This window comes from Mycolicibacterium madagascariense, from assembly GCF_010729665.1.
Taxonomy (GTDB): domain Bacteria; phylum Actinomycetota; class Actinomycetes; order Mycobacteriales; family Mycobacteriaceae; genus Mycobacterium; species Mycobacterium madagascariense.
Window position 1 is genome coordinate 3561978 of record NZ_AP022610.1, and the last position, 19595, is coordinate 3581572.

17 protein-coding genes and 1 tRNA gene are annotated in these 19595 nt (G+C 69.1%); 8 read left to right on the plus strand and 10 right to left on the minus strand.

Annotated features, from left to right (window positions below; all coding sequences use genetic code 11):
• Positions 1-25: 25 nt before the first annotated feature.
• Both G6N60_RS16780 and G6N60_RS16785 read right to left on the minus strand, forming a co-directional pair.
• Entirely contained in the window at positions 26-559 is a 534-nt protein-coding gene (locus G6N60_RS16780) for a YbhB/YbcL family Raf kinase inhibitor-like protein (protein ID WP_163739383.1), read from the minus strand.
• 22 nt (positions 560-581) lie between these two features.
• Positions 582-1916 (minus strand): M20/M25/M40 family metallo-hydrolase, encoded by a 1335-nt coding sequence (locus tag G6N60_RS16785; RefSeq protein WP_163739385.1) that lies wholly within the window; start codon positions 1914-1916, stop codon positions 582-584.
• 75 nt (positions 1917-1991) lie between these two features.
• Between G6N60_RS16785 and G6N60_RS16790 the strand changes: the two genes are divergently transcribed.
• The 3 genes from G6N60_RS16790 (at position 1992) to G6N60_RS16800 (ending at position 4127) form a co-directional block, all read left to right on the plus strand.
• Positions 1992-2077, plus strand: a tRNA-Leu gene (locus tag G6N60_RS16790).
• A gap of 243 nt (positions 2078-2320) precedes the next feature.
• The gene (locus G6N60_RS16795) at positions 2321-3379 is read left to right on the plus strand and encodes a transcriptional regulator (protein ID WP_163739388.1); all 1059 of its coding nucleotides are present in this window, start codon (positions 2321-2323) and stop codon (positions 3377-3379) included.
• Positions 3369-4127, plus strand: a complete 759-nt coding sequence (locus G6N60_RS16800) for a prevent-host-death protein (RefSeq protein ID WP_163739390.1) — start codon at positions 3369-3371, stop codon at positions 4125-4127. Before G6N60_RS16795 ends, G6N60_RS16800 begins: the two co-directional genes overlap by 11 nt.
• A gap of 40 nt (positions 4128-4167) precedes the next feature.
• Here the strand turns inward: G6N60_RS16800 and G6N60_RS16805 are convergent, their stop codons facing one another.
• Positions 4168-5250 carry an alpha/beta hydrolase fold domain-containing protein gene (locus G6N60_RS16805; RefSeq protein WP_246240774.1) on the minus strand — a complete coding sequence of 361 codons (1083 nt, stop codon included), beginning with the start codon at positions 5248-5250 and terminating at the stop codon, positions 4168-4170.
• Between the two features lie 267 nt (positions 5251-5517).
• Here G6N60_RS16805 and G6N60_RS16810 point away from each other — a divergent pair, with 267 nt between their 5' ends.
• Both G6N60_RS16810 and G6N60_RS16815 read left to right on the plus strand, forming a co-directional pair.
• The gene (locus tag G6N60_RS16810; protein WP_163739392.1) at positions 5518-6216 is read left to right on the plus strand and encodes a class I SAM-dependent methyltransferase; all 699 of its coding nucleotides are present in this window, start codon (positions 5518-5520) and stop codon (positions 6214-6216) included.
• A gap of 179 nt (positions 6217-6395) precedes the next feature.
• Positions 6396-7124, plus strand: a complete 729-nt coding sequence (locus tag G6N60_RS16815) for a polysaccharide deacetylase family protein (protein WP_246240777.1) — start codon at positions 6396-6398, stop codon at positions 7122-7124.
• Between the two features lie 25 nt (positions 7125-7149).
• Here the strand turns inward: G6N60_RS16815 and G6N60_RS16820 are convergent, their stop codons facing one another.
• From G6N60_RS16820 to G6N60_RS16840, 5 genes are all read right to left on the minus strand, one after another.
• Positions 7150-8013, minus strand: coding sequence for a PhzF family protein (locus tag G6N60_RS16820; RefSeq protein WP_246240779.1), 864 nt, complete (start codon positions 8011-8013; stop codon positions 7150-7152).
• Between the two features lie 83 nt (positions 8014-8096).
• Positions 8097-8309 carry a hypothetical protein gene (locus G6N60_RS16825; RefSeq protein ID WP_163739395.1) on the minus strand — a complete coding sequence of 71 codons (213 nt, stop codon included), beginning with the start codon at positions 8307-8309 and terminating at the stop codon, positions 8097-8099.
• Between the two features lie 270 nt (positions 8310-8579).
• Positions 8580-8717, minus strand: coding sequence for a hypothetical protein (locus tag G6N60_RS16830; RefSeq protein ID WP_163739397.1), 138 nt, complete (start codon positions 8715-8717; stop codon positions 8580-8582).
• Positions 8718-8809: 92 nt separating this feature from the next.
• Positions 8810-12832 (minus strand): bifunctional nitrate reductase/sulfite reductase flavoprotein subunit alpha, encoded by a 4023-nt coding sequence (locus tag G6N60_RS16835; RefSeq protein WP_163739399.1) that lies wholly within the window; start codon positions 12830-12832, stop codon positions 8810-8812.
• A gap of 5 nt (positions 12833-12837) precedes the next feature.
• Positions 12838-14277, minus strand: a complete 1440-nt coding sequence (locus G6N60_RS16840; RefSeq protein ID WP_163739401.1) for a nitrate/nitrite transporter — start codon at positions 14275-14277, stop codon at positions 12838-12840.
• A 161-nt stretch (positions 14278-14438) separates the two neighbouring features.
• Between G6N60_RS16840 and G6N60_RS16845 the strand changes: the two genes are divergently transcribed.
• Genes G6N60_RS16845 through G6N60_RS16855 form a run of 3 tightly spaced genes read left to right on the plus strand, consistent with a single transcriptional unit; the run spans position 14439 to position 17629 of the window.
• On the plus strand, positions 14439-14792 hold the full coding sequence (locus G6N60_RS16845; RefSeq protein WP_163739403.1) for a molybdopterin oxidoreductase: 354 nt from the start codon (positions 14439-14441) through the stop codon (positions 14790-14792).
• Positions 14792-17251, plus strand: coding sequence for a nitrite reductase large subunit NirB (gene nirB, locus G6N60_RS16850; RefSeq protein WP_163739406.1), 2460 nt, complete (start codon positions 14792-14794; stop codon positions 17249-17251). Before G6N60_RS16845 ends, nirB begins: the two co-directional genes overlap by 1 nt.
• 60 nt (positions 17252-17311) lie before the next feature.
• A complete protein-coding gene (locus tag G6N60_RS16855; protein ID WP_163739408.1) occupies positions 17312-17629 on the plus strand; it encodes a Rieske (2Fe-2S) protein in 318 nt (105 codons plus the stop codon).
• A 37-nt stretch (positions 17630-17666) separates the two neighbouring features.
• Here the strand turns inward: G6N60_RS16855 and G6N60_RS16860 are convergent, their stop codons facing one another.
• Both G6N60_RS16860 and G6N60_RS16865 read right to left on the minus strand, forming a co-directional pair.
• Positions 17667-18059, minus strand: a complete 393-nt coding sequence (locus G6N60_RS16860; RefSeq protein WP_163739410.1) for a universal stress protein — start codon at positions 18057-18059, stop codon at positions 17667-17669.
• Complete coding sequence (locus tag G6N60_RS16865; RefSeq protein WP_163744109.1) at positions 18056-19594, minus strand: tripartite tricarboxylate transporter permease; 1539 nt, start codon at positions 19592-19594, stop codon at positions 18056-18058. Before G6N60_RS16865 ends, G6N60_RS16860 begins: the two co-directional genes overlap by 4 nt.
• Position 19595: the final 1 nt, after the last annotated feature.

A 19595-nucleotide genomic window follows, 5' to 3' on the forward strand; every position in this document is an offset into this window, starting at 1 on the left:
GGCCCTCTGCGGCTGCTCGCGGGGGTCAGGACTCCGACTTCTCGTAGGTGCCGTGGATGACGGCCCGTGCGATCGCGTGGCTGAACAGGTTGAAGCCGAGGTAGGCGGGCGTCGCGTCGTCGGGCAGGTCGAGCTTCTCGACGTCCACCGCGTGCACGGCGATGAAGTACCGGTGCGGGCCGTGCCCCGGCGGCGGTGCGGCGCCGATGAAGCGCTTGAGCCCCGCGTCGTTGGAGAGGGTCAGGGCGTCGCCGGGGAAGCCGTTCTGACTGCCGTCGCCCACCCCCGCCGGGAGTTCCGTCACCGTCGCGGGCAGGTTGGCCACCGCCCAGTGCCAGAAGCCCGACCCCGTCGGCGCGTCGGGGTCATACATCGTGACCGCGAAGCTGCGGGTCTCCTCGGGAAATCCCGACCAGCTCAGCTGCGGCGAGACGTCCGATCCTCCCGCGCCCATGATGCCGCTGACCTGATCGTTGGCCAACGGTTGGCCGTCGGTCACCGACTCGGACGTCAGCGTAAAGCTGGGCAGCTCGGGAAGGGAGTCGTACGGGGTGCTCATGGAATCCTCTCGGTCGACGCGATCAGCAGTTCAGCAGGAAGTGTTGCAGGACCTGGGTCCCGAACGTCAGCGACTCGACGGGTACCCGCTCGTCGACGCCATGGAACAGCGCGGCGAAGTCGAGTTCCGGCGGCAGCCGCAGCGGGATGAACCCGAAGCACCGGATGCCAAGGCGCGCAAAGTGTTTGGCGTCAGTCCCGCCGGAGAGCATGTAGGGCACGATGCGGGCGTCGGGGTCGACCGTCAGCAGCGAGGCGTCCATCGCGTCGACCAGATCCCCGTCGAACGTGGTCTCATACGCCGGCAGCGACGTGATCCACTCGCGAGTCACGTCCGGGCCGATCAGCTCGTCGATGGTCCTCTCGAATTCGGGCAGGCGGCCCGGCAGCACGCGGCAGTCGACGACGGCCTCCGCGGTTCCCGGGATGACGTTGGCCTTGTAGCCGGCCTTGAGCATCGTCGGGTTCGCGGAGTCGCGCAGGGTCGCACCGACGATGCGCGCGAGCGGCCCCAACTTCGCGATCGTGCCGTCGACGTCCGGCGAGGCGGCATCGAACGCATGCCCGGTCTCCTCGCCGACGGCGGTCAGGAACTGGGCCACCGGGTCGGTCAGCACCAGCGGGAACGTGTGGTTGCCCAGCCGAGCGACCGCGGCGGCCAGGATGGTGACGGCGTTCTCGTCGTGCACGAACGACCCGTGGCCGGCGCGGCCGTGGGCGGTGAGCCGCATCCACTGCATGCCCTTCTCGGCGGTCTCGATGAGGTAGAGCCGCTTCTCCCCGCCGTCGCGGCGCGGCACCGTCAGCGAGAAGCCGCCGACCTCGCCGATGGCCTCCGTGATCCCGTCGAACAGATCGGGCCGGTGGTCGACCAGCCACCCGCAGCCGTACTTGCCGCCGGCCTCCTCGTCGGCGACGAAGGCGAACACCAGATCCCGCGGCGGCACGATCGCATTGCGCTTCATGTGCCGTGCGACCGCGATCATCATGCCGATCATGTTCTTCATGTCGATCGCGCCACGGCCCCAGACGTACCCGTCCTTCACCGCGCCCGAGAAGGGGTGCACGCTCCAGTCGGCGGCCACGGCGGGCACGACGTCGAGGTGGCCGTGGACGAGCAGCGCGCCGCGGCTCGGGTCGGCCCCACGCAGCCTGGCGACGACGTTCCCGCGGCCGGGCGCCCCCGACTCGATGTACTCGCACTCGTAGCCGACCTGCTCGAGCTGCTCGGCCACCCAGCGTGCGCACGCCTCCTCACCCGCCGTGGTCTCCGGCTCACCGGTGTTCGACGTGTCGAACCGGATCAGCGAGCTGACGAGCTCCACGACCTCGTCGCTCGCCTGCGCAGTTTCAGTCACGGTCCCATTCGTACCACCCGGAGGGCGGCCGGGTTTTGGTCCGGGCACCCCGTTCGGTTAGCCTTAGTCGCTCTTGTCCGAGTGGCGGAATGGCAGACGCGCTAGCTTGAGGTGCTAGTGCCCTATTAACGGGCGTGGGGGTTCAAGTCCCCCCTCGGACACTCTCTTCACGACACGCGGCGGGCGAAGTCCTGACCCGCCGACGCGTGAATACGAGGCAATCGCCACATCGACATCCACCCGAAGTTCGAAGACCCGCAGCCTTCCGCGCCTACGTAGTCCAACCCAACGCCGACTAGACGACGTGGCACCCGGCAACACGACCGCGACCCTCTCTGGGCGTTACCGCCATGCGTTCGGTGTTCGGTAACGACCGAACACCGAAACCGTGCGATGATCTTCGGGTGACGAGATCGCCCCACGCCGACCCGAACGCGGTCGAGGAACTCGCCGACGCCGTGGCCACGGTGGGGCTCGACTTCGTGCGCCCGGACGAAGCCGGCGATGTACCTGCGGACGGGGTCCTCGTCCTGCCCGACGACCGCCAGCTGCTCGTCGAGATCGAGACGTCGTCACTCGTGACCACGAAGGGCCTGCGGGATCAGCTACGACTGTGGAGTCACCGACGGCGCGCGAACACCATCGGCGTCGTCGTGGCCGACCGCATCACCGCCGATGCCCGCGAAGAGCTCCGCGCTGCCGGGTGGAGCTGGCTGGACACTCGCGGTCACCTACGACTCGCCGCCGACGGACTGCTGATAGACGCGAACGTGCCGGCTGCCCTGCACGCGCCACGCCGACGCGAACCGTTCGCGGGTCGGGTTGGTATCGAAGTGGCGTCAGCCATGCTGCTCACACCCGAACGGGCGGTCTCCATTCGTCCACTCGCCGCGCAGATCGGCCGCGCCCCCAGCTCGGTGTCCGCCACGATCGCCGCGTTCCGTGACGCCAACCTGGTCACTCCGGCCGGGCTCCCCAGAACACCAGAGCTCTTCTGGGAGTTGGCGTCACGGTGGCGGCCCACCGAACTCGCCATCGCCCTCGAGCCGCGAGACGGTGGCCTGCTCACAGCGCTTCGAGTGAACTTCGACGACTTCGACGAGCCGGGATGGGCGCTCGGTGATTCGCGCGCGGCCGCCGTGTACGGCGCGCCCATCGCGATCAAATCGAACCATCCGCCGGTGCTGTACGTTCCGGACCAGCAGGTGATGCGCCGCGCTGCCCAACTGCTCGTACCGGCGCGCGAGGACTCCACGCCTACAGCCGTCGTGCGCGTTGCACCCACGCCCCTCGTATGCACGCACCGGCAAGACCCGAGCAGTTTCCCCGGTAACGGGAACGGTGAGCACTGGCCCATGACCCGCCCCCTCTTCGTGGCTCTCGACCTCGTTCAGGACCCAGGTCGAGGGCGCGAGATAGTGGATGGCTGGACTCCCCCAGAACCGTGGTCCCGTGTCTGGTAATCAGCAGCAGACCCCGCGGGTGGAACTGCTGGGCGCCCAGATGACCGCACTGGCAGACGCAATCCGCACCACCCAGATGCTGACCGGTCAACCCGTGACGGTGATCGGAGGCCTGGCGGTCATATGCCGACTCAGCAGCCCGCATCGAGCTACCAGCGACCTCGACATCGTCAACCGCCGCAGCGACGACCAAGTGCCTCAGCTCGAAATGCTGATCGCGAAGAGCGAGCCGGTCGAAGGACGCAATGCCGCGTTGGTCACGACCAAGGCTGGAAAGGTGATCGTCGACGTCCTGGAAGTGGCCGACGCCGATTTGCATCCGCTGCCCGACGATCCCACCGGCCGACTCTTCGTCCTGTCTCACGCCTGGGCTGCGGCCACCGCGACTCCCGTCATCATCGGCGTACGCGGACAGCCAGACATCGCGGTCGCCGTTTCCGAGCCCGGCCCGCTGATCGCCATGAAACTCCAAGCGACCTTCGATCGCGGCAAGGCCAAGGAGGGCACGGACCTGCTCGACGTCGTCCGTCTCACCCTGGATCGACAGTCGGGACCCGCAGTGCGAGAACAGCTTTCACGGGCCGAGTCCCAACTCGCGCAAGATGTCGCACGACACGTGGAGTTCTGCCTCGACGCACGCGCCGACCGATCACTATCGCTGATCAACGCCATCCCGGAAGGCGCCGACGTACGTCTCGATGACATCCACCTCGTCGCCGAACTACTCAGCGGGGCGCTCGACCACTGACCGCGCACCCCGCTTTCACGTCCCCCCTCGGACACGCTCTTCACGACACGCGGCGGGCGAAGTCCGCCACGTCGCGCAGGGCCCGCGCGAACAGTTCGGGCACGGCCGCCCCCATCAGCATCTCGCCCGCGTGACCCATGCCGTTGAACGTGTGACCGGTCGCATCCACCCCGGCCCGCTGCAGCGCCCGCAGATACGCCAGACCCTCGTCCCGCAGCGGGTCGATCTCGTCGGTCGTGACGACGTGGGGCGGCAGGCCCCGCAGATCCTCCTCCGACGCAAAGTACGGCCAGGCCAGCGGGTCGGCGGCGTGCTGGCCGCTGGGGTCGTAGAGCGTCGCCATCAGCGTCATGATCGACGGGCTGAGGACGTAGCCCTCGTTCTCGACCAGGGAGGGCAGCGCGGGATCGGGCTCGTCGTAGCGCCCGAAGATGAAGGGCACCTGGGCGTAGACGCCGTCGAGGTGGTCGATGCGGCCCTCGCGCTTGGCCTTCAGCGCTGTCGCCAGCGACAGGTTGCCGCCGCCGGACTCCCCCGTGACGACGATGGACGTCACGCCGAGCCCCTCGCGCTGGCCGTGCATCCAGTCCAGCGCGGCGGCGCAGTCGTCGAGTCCGGCGGGGAACGGGTGGGGGCCGAGCGCGCCGCCGGAGTTGCGGAACTCCACGCCGACCACCAGCGCGCCCTGGGCGGCGAGGTGGCCGCGCCACAGCGCCGCGGACTCGTCGACGGCCTTCAGGATGGCCATGCCGCCGCCGTGCAGGTGCAGCAGCCCCGGCAACGGACCGGCCACGCCGATGGGGCGGTGGACGTACAGCTCGATGTCGTTGCCGTCGACCCCGGTGATGCTCAGCGTCCGCATCTCGACGCCGGACGCACGCGGCACGTCGGCCAGCAGCGTGGCGAACGACTGGTCGAAGGCGTGCTCGGCCGCCAGCGCCACGGCCAGCAGCTCGTCGAGCGGCGAGCGTCTGCTGACGGGCAGCTCGGCGGCCCGCCCGGCCAGGCCGAGGGGGGCGAGCGCCGCCACCATCCTCGGGTCCGCCCGCGGGTCGGTGCGCAGCTCCATGGCCGGGTCTCCGAGGCGACCGGGCAGCGTGACGTCGAACGTGGGTGCGGCCATGTCGCGAACCTACTCCAGCACTCCGACGACCCGGGCCGTCGGCGCACCGCTGGCCGCCGCCATCCCCCATCCACGGCGGGTCATCTCACCGAAGCCATGGGGCACAACGGGATTCGGCTCGGGGACGGCGACGGTGGCGGCGCGCCGGGTGGGCGGCCGTCGAGAAGGGCGCCCGGCTTCGACGCAGTTGCACACCCGTCCGCGACCCGTCGGGCGCGGTAGCTTCTCCGGGCCCGAGCGGCACACGACACGATCAAGGAGCTCGACATGGGTAGGACCAGGCAGGCCGGGCACGCGACCCTCCGGTCCGTCGAGACGGGCCCGCACAGTGCCACCCGCGGCAGGCCGGCCACGTCCGGCGACGTCGCGACCACCGCCGCCGACCGTCGCGTCTTCGTCCGTCGGTGGCTCCGGCGGCCGGCCCGAGTGGGCGCCATTGCGCCGAGCTCACCCGCGCTGGCACGGGCGATCTGCTCGTCGCTGCCCGAGAACGGCCATCCCACCGTGGTGGAACTCGGCCCGGGCACCGGGGTCTTCACCGGGGAGATCCAGCGCCGACTCGGCGGGCGGGGTCGCCACCTTGCCATCGAGGTCGACGCGACGTTCGCCGCCCTGCTGCGAGGCCGCTTCGACGGCGCGGAGATCGTCGAGGACGACGCCAGCCGGCTGCCGGACATCCTGGCCACCCGCGGGGTCGGCCGGGTCGACCACGTCGTCTGCGGCCTGCCGTGGGCGATCCTTCCCGACGCCTCGCAGACCCGCCTGCTCGAGGCCACCGCGGCGGCGCTGAACCCTCGCGGGTCCTTCGCCACCTTCGCCTACCTGCACGCCACGCCCATGACGGCGGCCCGCCGGTTCCGTCGGCTGCTGGAGGCCTCGTTCGAGGAGGTCATCGCGGGGCGGACGGTGTGGGGCAACTGCCCACCGGCGTTGGTGCTGCACGCATTTCGCCCCAGGCGCGGTTGACCGCCCGACGCCGCACCGGCGCGAATCGCGCGACGACACTCCGTCGGGACCCGGGCCCAGCCGCTTCACAGCGCGTTGGCCGGGTTTCGACAGATCGGACGTCCATTGTGATCTCGGGCCTGCCCGCACGGGGCCCGTCGCCTGCCCGCCTCGCCGGTCACGTCGGAAGTGGTTGCACGATGGCGCCTTTGACTCGCCGGATGTTCCTGGGTACCTGTGCGCTCGGCGCCTTCGCGGCGAGGGCCTCGGTGGCCGCGGCGGGAGCACGTCCCGCACCCGCGCCGCAGGCCCGCCCTCCGGCGCCGAACATACTGACCCGCCTGCCCGGTGACGGCAATCAGCTGGCCCTGACGGTCGACGACGGCTGCAGCACCGCCGACGTCACGGCGCTTGGCCGATTCTGCGCCGACACCGGCACGCGCATGACGTTCTTCGTCAACGGAATCAACCCGTCGTGGACGGTGAACGCGGGACTGCTCCGACCCATGGTCGCCTCGGGTCAGATCCAAATGGGCAACCACACGTGGTCCCATCCCCACATCACGACGCTCACGCCGGCCGCGCTCGACCGCGAGATCAGCCGCAACGCCGACTTCCTGCGCGACACCTACGGCGTCGACGGAACCCCCTACTTCCGGCCGCCCTACGGTAGTCACGACGCGGCGACCGACCGCATCGCCGCCGCACACGGCTACACCACCATCGCGATGTGGAGTGCCGAGGTCGGGGATTCCCGACCCATCGACGAGGCAGGTTTGATCGCCAACGCGCATGGTGCGTTCGCACCCCAGCAGATCGTGCTCGCGCACGCCAACCTCGCCCCGATCAGTCACGTCCTGCCGCAGTGGGCGGGCATCATCGCCGCGAAGGGACTGACGACCGTCACCCTCGACGACGTGTTCGCATGACGACGAATCGCGTTGGCGCGGTTGATCATTCGATCGACGGCAAGGCCACCTCGCCGCGGACGCCGACGACGGTGTCACCCGCCACCCACACCTGATCGTCCTCCAGGTTCACGTACACGCGACCGCGACGTCCCAGCCGCGTGCCCTGCGCCGCGACGTAGGAGGTCGGCAGGTGGCCGGCGGCGATGAGCCACTGGCCCAGGGCGGCGTTGAGACTGCCGGTGACCGGGTCCTCCGATGCCGCCTCGGTGCTGGTGAACGCCCTCACCTCGACGTCGGCGTCGCTGGTCCCGGGTCGGTGCGGACCGACCACGCCGATGGTGGGAAACCGGCCCGCCCGCGGCAGCACCGGATCGAGGGCGAGCACGTGATCCGCGGACGCCAGCAACAGCGCGACCCACCCGGGTCCGTTGTCCGCCCACTGGGCGTCGACGACGTCGGACGGCGCGACACCCACGGCGGCGGCGACCTCGGCGACGTCGTCGGGGGCCACCGGTCCACCCCGCAGCAGTGGCGGCGCGGCGAAGGCCCAGCGGCCCGCGACGTTGCGCAACCGCACCAGTCCCACACCGCACTCCTGGACCAGGACGCCGTCCGAGCGCGCGACGCCCCCGGCCGCCAGCCACGCTCGCGCCGAACCGAGCGTCGGGTGCCCGGCGAAGGGCAGCTCGCGAGCGGTCGTGAAGATACGGAGCCGGTAGTCGGCCTCGGGGTCGGTCGGCGTCAGGAGGAACGTGGTCTCGCTGAGGTTGGTCCAGCGCGCGAACGCCGCCATCTGCTCTTCGGGCAGATCGTCGCAGTCATGGACGACGGCAACGGGATTGCCGTAGGTGAATCTGGAGGTGAAGACGTCGACCTGGGAGAATTGGTGCACGGGCCACCCTGGCACGGGTCACGCCGACGAGACAACCGCTTTACGACGCGACGGACCCCGCGGACACAATGCGGTCCGCGGGGTCCTCGCTTCGTCGACTAGCTGCGCGGGTCGGTGCCGTTGTAGGCGGGTCCACCCGGGCCGATGCCGTTGGCGCCGCTGGTGTTCGGGACGCAGGTGCCACCCGAGTTCCCGGTGGTCGTTCCGCCCGCCGAGGTGCTGGTGCCCACGGTGTTGCAGCCGCCGCTCACCCCCGGGTCCGCTGCGGCCGGGGCCGCGAATCCGATGAGTGCTGCTGCGCTAACTCCCATGACGGCGAGTGCCGCACGGCCGGTCCATGAAGATGATGTTTGGTTCATGTGTCCGGCATACCTGCGTAACACGGGCGCCAAACCGGCGTCGTCGACATCAAGATCGCAGTGGTCAAGGGCCGCAACGAGTTCGGTGCAGCTCAGGGCCGGTTTCGAGAACCATTGCCCGACCGTCGATGTCGGACACCCCACATTTCGCCCACGTGGGGGAATATTCGATCATGAACGCCCGCAACGACATTGCGATGACCGGTTGAGCTGCGACGATGCTCAGCTCTGCGGCGCCGATGACGGCTTGTCGGGGGGCGAGGCGGCACTGCCCCCGTCTTCGGGCTGCAATTCGGCTGAGCCGTCGTCTTCTTCGGCCGCCAGGTGCTCTTCGGTGCGGGGTTCCTGCGGATTGGTCATGGAATCGTTCTCTTCTGTGCGTGTCGACCGAACCGGTGCGGCGCTCGACGGGGAAGGGAACGTACCCCGCGCTGGGCTGCGTCAACCCAGGACTAGTACACGTCGCGCACGTAGCGCTTGGCGGCGACGAGTTCACGCTTGTAGTCGTGGGCGGCCTCCTGGGACAGCCGACCGTGGGTGCAGATGATCGTCGTCAGCGCGTCGTCGACGTCCTTGGCCATCCGGGTGGCATCGCCGCAGACGTAGAAGTGCGCGCCGTCCTCGAGCCAGCGCCAGACGTCGGCGCCGTAGTCGAGCATCTTGTGCTGGACGTACACGCGTTCGGGTTGGTCCCGCGAGAACGCCAGATCCAGTCTGCTGAGCAGGCCGTCGCGGACCATGTCCTCCAGATCGGCTCGGTAGTAGAAGTTCTCGGCCCGATGCTGGTCGCCGAAGAACAGCCAGTTGCGACCCCGCTCCCCGCGGGCGCGCCGCTCCTGCAGGAAACCGCGGAACGGCGCGACGCCCGTTCCCGGTCCGACCATGATCATGGGCACCGAACCGTCCTCGGGCGGACGGAAGTGCGGTGACGGCTGCAGGAACACCGGAGCATGCGACGCCCGGTCGGCCAGGAAGGTCGAGGACACCCCGCCGCGCTCGCGGCCCCGCACACTGCGATACCGCACCACCGACACCGTCAGCTGCACCTCGTGCGGACTGACCAGGGGGCTCGACGAGATCGAGTACGACCGCGGCGTCAACCGGATCAGCGCCTTCAGCCAGTCGGCGGCCTCGGCGTCGACCCCGAACTCCTCGATGACGTCCAGCGCGTTGCGGCCACGCAGCCAGCGTTCCCGGTCCGCCTTGGGGGCGCGCAGCACCCCGGCGTCGCGGTCCCGGCATCGCTCGGCCAGGAAGCTCAGCAGCCCCGGCGTGACGCGGCAGACGTCGAAGGAGTCAGTGAGCGCCGCGCGCAGCGCCACCTCGGCGCCGTCGATCTCGACCCGCGCGGTCCCGTCCAGATTCGTCGCCGCCAGCCACGCGTCGACCACCTCGGGGTCATTGCTGACGAATACCCCCAGCGCATCGCCGACGGAGTAGTCGAGGCGGTGCTCCGACACGTCGAAGCCGAAGTGCCGCACCTCCTTCGCCGCACCCGCCGGAGTGAGGGAAACGTTGCGGCACAACGGCACCGAGACCGGATGGGTGCGCGTGAACGGCGGCGCCGCCGCGGTGCCATTCGACGGCGCAGCGGTGCCGTTCGACGCGGGCGCCGCGGTGCCATTCGACGGCGCGACGAGCTCGCTGATCGTCGCGGCCCAGTTCGCCATGGGCTCGTCGTCGTAGGCCTCGCACTCGGCGCGCTCGGCCAGGCGCGTCGCCCCGAGGTCGGAGAGCCTGCGGTCCAGGGACTTGGCATGCCCGCAGAAGTCGTCGTAGGAGCGGTCGCCGATGCCGAGCACGGCGTACCGCACGCCGTCGAGATCGGGCGCCTCGTCGGACTCCAGGCGCGTCCAGAACCCCGCGCCGTTGTCCGGCGGCCCGCCGTCGCCGAAGGTGCTGGTGACGATCACCACGTCACCGCTCAGGTCCGTGACCGAGACGTCGTCCATGTTGGCCAGCCGCGCCCCGGCGATTCCCCCGGCGACCCGACCCGCGAATTCCTCGGCGTTGCCGGTCTGCGACGCCCACAGCACGAGCGGCCCGTCGCCGGGCGTCTCCGATGCGGCCTCCTCCGTCGCGTCGGGCGCGCGCGAGTGCGTGCCGGCAAGCAGTCCGTCGACCCACAACCGCACCTCCGTACGCACCGGAGCCGTCGCGGGTAGGACGGGAACGCCGGGCGCACCCCCGGGGATGCCGGCGAAGAACCCTGCGAGATAGGTCTTCTCGGCCTCTTCGAGCGTGGGCGGCGGGCGGTCCGCTAGCCCCAGCGCGGCGGGTCCGGGAGTCTCGACGGGCAGCGGACGCAACGCCACGGCGCAGACCTTGAACTCCGGCTGCAGCGAGTCCTTGTCGACGGCATCGTTCGTGAGGGCGTTGATGGCGAGGTACTCGCCGTGCTCGTCGTTCCAGTGGAACGGGACGAAGCAATTGCCCTGGCGCACACGGTCGGTCACCACGGCGGGCAGCACGGCCCGGCCGCGGCGCGACACCAGCTCGATGCGTCGACCGTCGAGGATGCCCTGGGCTGCGGCGTCCTCGGGATGGACTTCGACGAAGGGGCCGGGGTTGAGCTTGTTGAGCTTCGCGACCTTGCCGGTCTTGGTCAACGTGTGCCACTGGTGTTGCAGCCGACCGGTATTCAGCACCACGGGATAGTCGTCGTCGGGCAGTTCGCGGGCGTCCATGTGCGGCCGCGGATGGAAGACGGCCCGCCGTGACGGCGTCGGAAACGCCAGCCGGGGTCGGTGCCCGCTGGGGTCGGTGAAGAGGTCCTGGCTCACGCCGTCGTTGAGGTAGCGCACCGGGTGGCGGTCCTCGACGCCGCCCGGTTGATCGCGCGGGGGCGCCGGCCACTGCACGGGCGTCTCCCGCAGCCGGTCGTAGGTGATGCCGCGAAGGTCGTAACCCGTTCGCGTGTTGGAGAATTGGCGGATCTCGTCGAAGACCTCTGCGCTGGAGGCGAAGTCGAAGTGCTCGCCGAAGCCGAGATGCGTGGCGACGTCACAGATCAACCGCCAGTCGGGGCGCGCCTCGCCGGCGGGTTCGATCGACTGGCGCAGCAGGGTCAGCGTGCGGTCGGAGTTCACCATCACCGCGTCCGACTCGGCCCACAGCGCAGCGGGCAGGACGATGTCGGCGTAGTGGTTGGTGGCCGTCGAGGCGTAGGCATCCTGGGTGATCACCAGCTCGGCCGCCTCGAGGCCGGCGATCACGGTGCTCCGGTTCGCCACGCTGACAACGGGATTGGTGCAGATGATCCAGCAGGCCTTGATGTCGCCTGCGGACATCCGCGCGAACATCTCGACGGTGCCGGGCCCGACCTCGGTGCGGATCGTCCCCGGGGCGACGTTCCACGTGCGTTCCACGAACGCGCGGTCGTCGGCCGAGGTGACCACCCGCTGACCGGGCAGACCCGGTCCCATGTAGCCCATCTCGCGCCCGCCCATGGCGTTCGGTTGGCCCGTCAGGGACATCGGCCCGCTGCCCGGACGGCAGATGGCGCCCGTCGCGAGGTGCAGGTTGCAGATCGCATTGCTGTTCCAGGTGCCGTGAGTGCTCTGGTTGAGGCCCATCGTCCAGCACGTCACCCACTCCCCCGCGTCGGCGATCATCGTTGCGGCCGTGCGGATGTCGTCCTCGGAGAGCCCCGTCACGGCCGACACGACGTCCGGTGGGTAGTCGGCGAGGAACGCCGGCATGGCGTCCCAGCCCTCGGTGTGCTCGGCGATGAAGTCGTCGTCGATGGCGCCGGCCTCGACCAGTAGATGGAGCAGGCCGTTGAGCAGCGCCAGGTCGGTTCCCGGCGCGATCTGCAGGAACAGATCGGCCTGGTCGACGGTCGTGGTGCGGCGCGGATCGACCACGATCAGCTTGGCGCCCGCCTTGAGCCGGTCGAGCATGCGCAGGTACAGGATGGGATGGCAGTCGGCCATGTTGGAGCCGATGACGAAGAAGAGGTCGGTGCGATCGAAGTCGGCGTAGGAGCCCGGGGGTCCATCGGCGCCGAGGGACTGCTTGTAACCCGTTCCCGCACTGGCCATGCAGAGCCGGGAGTTGGACTCGATGTGGACCGTGCGCAGGAAACCCTTGGCCAGCTTCGTCGCGAGGTACTGCGCCTCGATCGACATCTGACCGGACACGTACAGGGCCACGGCGTCGGGTCCGTGTTCGGCGACGATCTCCCGCAGCCGCGAGGCCGCCCGTGCGACCGCCTCGTCCACCGGTGTCGGCGTCGCCGGACCGCCTCGGGTGTCACGCACCAGCGCGGTCGCGAGCCTGTCCTCGGTGGCGTTCATCATCTCGAGGTGCGTGACGCCCTTGGTGCACAGCCGCCCCGCGTTGGTGGGGTGGCGGGTATCGCCGGACACCCTGGTGATGACGGGCGCCCCGCCCTCGGCATCCGTGCGGGTCGTGACCTCGATGCCACAGCCGACACCGCAGTAGGAACACGCGGTCCTGGTCGTGGCCGTCACGTCGATCAGCTGGCTCCGACCGGGGCGGAGGCGCGGCCCACGTCCTCACCGGTGACCGCCCTGACCGACTTCAGCCGCAGGAACACGACCCAGGTGACCACGGCGCAGATGACGTAGAAGATCAGGAAGACCCAGAACGCGTTGGTCGCCGACTTCGCCGCGCCGACGTAGGACACCCGCAGCGCGATGTTGATGAACACGCCGCCGAGCGCGCCGATCGCGCCGGCGAACCCGATCAGCGCGCCGGACATGCGACGGGACCACGCCGCCTTCTCCTCCGCGGACAGACCGTCCTTGTCCTGAGCCTTCGCCTCGAAGATCGACGGGATCATCTTGTACGTCGAGCCGTTGCCGATGCCGGACAGGATGAACAGCAGGATGAAACCGGTGACGTACCCGGCCATCTGGCCACTGGTGGGCGCGCCCTTCGTGGCGTCGTCACTGGTGCCCGCAGCGACGAGGATGCCCGCGGCGAAGATCATCGCGATGAAGGTGTATAGCGTGATCCGGCCCCCTCCGATGCGATCGGCGAACTTGCCTCCCACGGGGCGGGCGATCGAGCCGAGCAACGGACCGAGGAACGAGAGCTGAGCCGCGTGCAGCGACGCCTGCGCGGCGGTGTCACCCCCGGCGAGGTAGTTGATCTGCAGCACCTGACCGAAGGCGAACGAGAAGCCGATGAACGACCCGAACGTCCCGATGTAGAGGAAGCTCATCACCCAGGAGTGCCGGTAGCGCAACGCTTCCGCCAGCGCGCCGAAGTTCGACTTCTGATTGCGCAGGTTGTCCATGAACAGCGCCGCGCCCAGGGCGGCGCACGCGATGAGCACCAGGTACACCGCGCACACCAGCTCGGGGTCGGTATTGCTGACGGTGGCGATCACCAGCAGGCCGATCAACTGGATGACCGGCACGCCGATGTTGCCGCCCCCGGCGTTGAGTCCCAGCGCCCAGCCCTTCAGCCGTTGCGGAAAGAACGCGTTGATGTTCGTCATCGACGACGCGAAGTTGCCGCCGCCCAGTCCCGCGAACCCGGCGACCACCATGAAGGTGGTGTAGGACGTGCCGGGATGCAGCATCACGTACAGCGTCATCAGGGTCGGGATCAACAGCAGCAGCGCACTGACGATCGTCCAGTTGCGCCCACCGAACCGCGCCGGCGCCACGGTGTACGGGATCCGCAGGAACGCCCCGACCAGCGTCGGCATGGCGACCAGATAGAACTTGCCCGCAGCGTCGATGTGATAGACGTTCTGCGGCATGAACAGCACCATCACCGACCAGATCGACCAGATCGAGAAGCCGACGTGTTCGGCGACGATCGACCAGATCAGGTTGCGGGTGGCGATCTTCTTCCCGCCCGCCTCCCAGGCCTGCACGTCCTCGGCGTCCCAGTGCTCGATGTCACGGCTGCGCCGCAGACCATCGGCGTTCCTTGTGCTCATGGAACCATGTCTACGAGCGGGCAGTTCCGCGTCGATTTCGCGTCCGTGACCAATGTGTCAACAGCGGCTCACCGCCCGCGACGAACGCAGGTGCGGAACGGGATTCACGAATGACGCCACCACGAAACGAACTCGAAACACTCTGACTCGATGGTGGAGCCATGAGCGACGGCAGCACACCACGATTCCTGCAGGGCGCCTTCGACTTCCTTGGCAAGGGCCTGACCGAACCGGTACCGATCGACGACGCGCTGCGCTACGTGGTGCCTGCCGGTGCCATCACTCAACCGGTGTACTTCCGGGGCGGCAACTCCAGCGACGAGATGGTGACCGTCGTGCTGGTCCGGGACGGAAAGCCCATGCGCTACTTCCCCATTGCCGCCAAGGGTGCGACGCACGTCGCCCTGCGGGTCGTGGAGGACCTCCTCGGTGACACCGCCATCGAGCTGTACGTCGCCGCGCCCGCCGGGTGCGCCGGCACCGTGGTCATCGACCTCGGCCTGGTGGAGCTCTGATGCGGCTGGTCGTGGTCGGCAACGGCATGGCGGGCGTGCGGGCCATCGAGGAGGTGCTGGCGCGCGGCGGCGGTGAGCGGTTCGACGTCACGGTGTTCGGTGACGAGCCCTACGGCAACTACAACCGCATCCTGCTCTCCAATGTGCTTGCCGGCAGCGATGATCCGGCCGAGATCTACCTCAACGGGGTCGACTGGTACCGCGAGAACGGCATCGATCTGCGTGCCGGGGTCCGGGTGGTGCGCATCGACACGTTCGCCCACCTGGTCCACGCCGACGACGGCAGCAGCGTCCGCTACGACAAACTGATCCTCGCCACCGGCAGCCGGTCGTTCTTCCCTCCGATGTCCGGCCTGTGGGCCGACGACAAGACCCTCGCCGACGGCGTCTTCGGATTTCGCACGCTCGACGACACCGCGGCGATGATCGCCGAAGCCGCCCGCCGGACCAAGGCCGTCGTCATCGGCGGTGGCCTGCTGGGCCTGGAGGCCGCCCGGGGTCTGCAGAACCGCGGCCTGACCGTCGACGTGGTGCATTCCGGCCCGACGCTGATGAATGCCCAACTCGACGATCTCGCCGGCGCGATCCTACGAAAGTCCGTGGAGGACCTGGGAATCGGCGTGCTGCTGAACAAGCGCACGACGGGCGTGGTCGTCGAGGACGGCAGGCTCGCCGGCGTCACGTTCGCCGACGGGGACCGCGTCGACTGCGACATGCTCGTCATCGCGGCCGGGATTCGCCCCAACGTCGGACTGGCCCAGCGCGCCGGTCTCACCGTCGAACGCGCCATCGTGACCGATGACCACATGCGCTCCATCGACGACGACGACGTCTACGTCGTCGGTGAGTGCGCGCAGCACCGCGGCCAGGTCTACGGGTTGGTGGCACCGCTGTGGGAGCAGGCCAAGGTGCTGGCCGACCATCTGACCGGAGTCGACCCGAAGGCCGCCTACCACGGGTCGAGGGTCGCCACGAAGTTGAAGGTCGCCGGTGTCGACGTGGCGTCGATGGGCGTCAAGGCGCCCGAGCACGAGGACGACGAGTTCGTCCAGTACTCCGAACCGCGGCACGGTGTGTACAAGACCATCGTCATCCGCGACGGCAAACTGGTGGGCGCGACCCTGGTCGGCGACGTCAGCAAGGTGTCGTTCCTGACCCAGGCCTTCGACAGCGGCCTGCCACTGCCCGACGAGCGCGTCTCGCTGATGTTCGACATCGGCACGCCCGACGTGGGTGTCGGCGTCGCCGAACTCGCCGACGACGCTCAGGTCTGCAACTGCAACGGCGTCTCCAAGGGCGCCCTGGCGGCCTGCGTCGCGGCAGGCGAGACGTCGGTCAGCGGTGTCATGGCGAAGACCAAGGCGGGCAAGGGGTGCGGTTCGTGCAAGGAACTGGTCGCCCAGATCGTGGAGTGGGCCGCAGGCGGCGAGGTGACCGAGGATCCGTCGGCGAACTGGTACGTCCCCGGCGTCCCCTACGACAAGCCCGAGTTGATGCGGCTCATCCGCGAGCTCGAATTGCACTCCGTGTCATCGGTGTTCGCGGCCCTGACTCCCGACGGCAAGCCGCACGCCGGCTCCAAGATGGCGCTGTCGTCGCTGCTGGAGATGATGTGGGGCGCTGACTTCGTCGACGAGACCGACGCCCGGTTCATCAACGACCGGGTCCACGCCAACATCCAGCGCGACGGCACGTTCTCGGTGGTCCCGCAGATGAAGGGTGGGGTCACCAGCGCCGACCAGCTGCGCCGCATCGCCGACGTCGCCGACAAGTACGCGATCCCGATGATCAAGCTGACCGGTGGTCAGCGCATCGACCTCCTCGGGGTGCGCAAGGAGGACCTGCCCGCCGTGTGGAGCGATCTCGACATGCCGTCGGGCTACGCCTACGGCAAGAGCTTCCGCACCGTGAAGACCTGTGTCGGCAGCGACTTCTGCCGGTTCGGCGTCGGGGACTCCACGGCGCTCGGCATCGCGATCGAGGAGCGCTACCAGGGGCTCGCCAGCCCGGCCAAGATGAAGCTCGCGGTCACCGGCTGCCCCCGCAACTGCGCCGAGGCGCTGTGCAAGGACCTCGGGGTGGTGGCCGTCGACGGCGGCAAGTGGGAGATCTACGTCGGCGGCGCGGCGGGCGCCCACGTCCGCAAGGGCGACCTACTGGCCACCGTCGACAGCCCCGCCGAGGTCATGACCTTGACCGGACGTTTCCTGCAGTACTACCGCGAGAACGCCAACTGGCTGGAGCGCACGTACGCCTGGGTCCCGCGGTTGGGGATCGAGAAGATCCGTGCCGTGGTGGTCGACGACGCCGACGGCATCGCCGAGGAGCTCGACGCCGCGATGGCGAAATCAGTTGCCTCCTATCGTGATCCGTGGCAGGACGGCAAGCAGCCGGTCACCGAGGGACAGTTCCGGTCGTCGTTGCCGCTGTTGCCGCTGCCCGCCGTGCCGGTCCGATGAGCGCTTGCGCGAAGAGCCGAGGACACCGATGAGCGCTTGCGCGAAGAGCCGAGGATCAGAATGACGGACGTCACGGTCGGTCACGTCGACGAGATCCCGGTCGGTGAGGGCCGTACGTTCGCCGTCGACGGCGAGCAGATCGCGGTCTACCGCCTGCGCGACGGGAGCCTGCGCGCGCTCGGCGCGGTGTGTCCGCACCGCGGCGGTCCGCTGGCCGACGGCCTCGCCGACGACGACGTCGTGGTCTGCCCGCTGCACGGGATCGGCTACGACCTCGCCACGGGTGCCGAGACGTCGGGCACCGGGCCGGGGGTGTGCTCCCACCCGGTCACCGCCGACGACGACGGATCCATCCGGCTGACACTCGAATGCCGTTGAGGCAATCGACCTTTCGGCAACCCCGTCGATGAACGCCTCACTCCGGCGGCTTCACCGCCAGCACGGGTTTGGGACAGTTGAGGATCAGCTGCTGTGATGCGCTGCCGAGGAGGAGCTTGCCGACCGGGTTGCGGTGGCGAATGCCGATGACCAGCAGTTCGGCGTCGTCGTCGGCCATCATCTCCAGCAGGGCGTCGACCGCATAGACCCCGACGGGCTGGCGCACCTCGAACGGAACGCCGGACGCGGCCAACGTGGACTCGAGGTCGTGCACCTGCCGCTGATGGGCGAAGGCAGCATCGACGTAGGAGTCGCCCTGCGTCGAGTTGCAGACCAGCAGCGCGGTGTTGCGCACCTTGGCCTCCGCGATCGCTGCCTCCAGCGCAGCGGCGCCGAACCGGTCCGTGGTGTACCCGACGACGATCGTCACGCTTGCGCCTTCTCTCTCTGATCCCGGTCGTCCTCGACGATCAGGAGCGTCTCCTCACTGCGGTGCACCAGCTTGAGCACCAACGGCGCCAGTAGCAGCAGGGCCATGCACACGTACACGACGACCGCGACGGGCTCGGTGAACAGACTGCCCCAGTCGCCCCCACCCAGCTGCAGACTTTGGCGTAATTGGCGTTCGATGCGGGGGCCGAGGATGACGCCGATGATGAGCGGCAGCACCGGTAAACCGAAGCGCCGCATCATCAATCCGAGCAGCCCGAAGATGAGCAGCAGCGCCAGGTCGAGCGGTTGGATGTTGACCGCGAACGCGCCGAGGGTCGCGAAGAACAGGATGCCCGCGTACAGGTACGGCCGGGGCGTGCGCAGCAGCTTCGCCCACAGCGGCGCCAGCGGCAGGTTCAGCACCAGCAGCAGGAAGTTGCCGATGAACAGACTCGCGATGAGCGTCCAGATCAGCAGCGGCTCCTTGTCGAAGAGCGTGGGCCCCGGCTGAATTCCGTAGGACACGAACGCGGTCAGCATGACCGCCGCGGTCGCGTTGGTGGGCAGTCCGAGTGACAGCATCGGCACCAGGGTGCCCGCGGCGGAGGCGTTGTTGGCCGCCTCGGGCCCGGCGACGCCCTCGATCGCACCCTTGCCGAACTCCTCGGGATGCGTGGAGAGCTTCTTCTCGGTGATGTAGGACAGGAACGTCGGCAACTCCGCACCACCGGCGGGCAGGGCACCGAACGGAAACCCGAACGCGGTTCCGCGCAGCCACGGCTTCCAGGACCGTCGCCAGTCGCTGCGGCCCATCCACGGCCTGCCGACCGGAATCACCTCGGCGGGCTTCTGCCGCAGATGGGCGGCCACCCAGAGTGCCTCGCCGACGGCGAAGATGGCGACCGCGATGACCACGATGTCGATGCCGTCGGACAGCTGCGGGATGCCGAGGGTCGCGCGGGCCTGACCGGTGAGGAAGTCGATGCCGACCAGGCCGATCGCCAGCCCGAGCAGCAGCGAGATGCCGCCGCGCAGCTTGGACGAGCCCAGCACCGCGGTCACGGCCACCAGCGCGAACACCATGATCGCGAGGTACGACGGCGCGCCGAGGGTGACGGCGAACCGCGAGACCGCGGGGGCGAACAGCACCAGCAGCATCGTGCCGATGCTGCCCGCGACGAAGGACCCGATGGCCGCCGTCGCGAGGGCCTGCGCCGCTCGACCCGCCTTGGCCATCCGGTTGCCCTCGATCGCGGTGATCACCGACGACGACTCACCAGGGGTGTTGAGCAGAATGGACGTGGTCGATCCGCCGTACATGCCGCCGTAGAAGATGCCCGCGAACATGATGAACGCCGCGCTGGGGCTCACGTTGTAGGTGATGGGGAGCAGCAGCGCCACCGTCATCGCGGGGCCGATGCCCGGCAGCACCCCGACCGCGGTGCCCAGCAGCACGCCGATCACGGCGTAGAGCAGATTCATCGGCGTGGCGGCCTGCTCGAAACCCTGCAGCAGCCAACCCAGATTGTCCAGC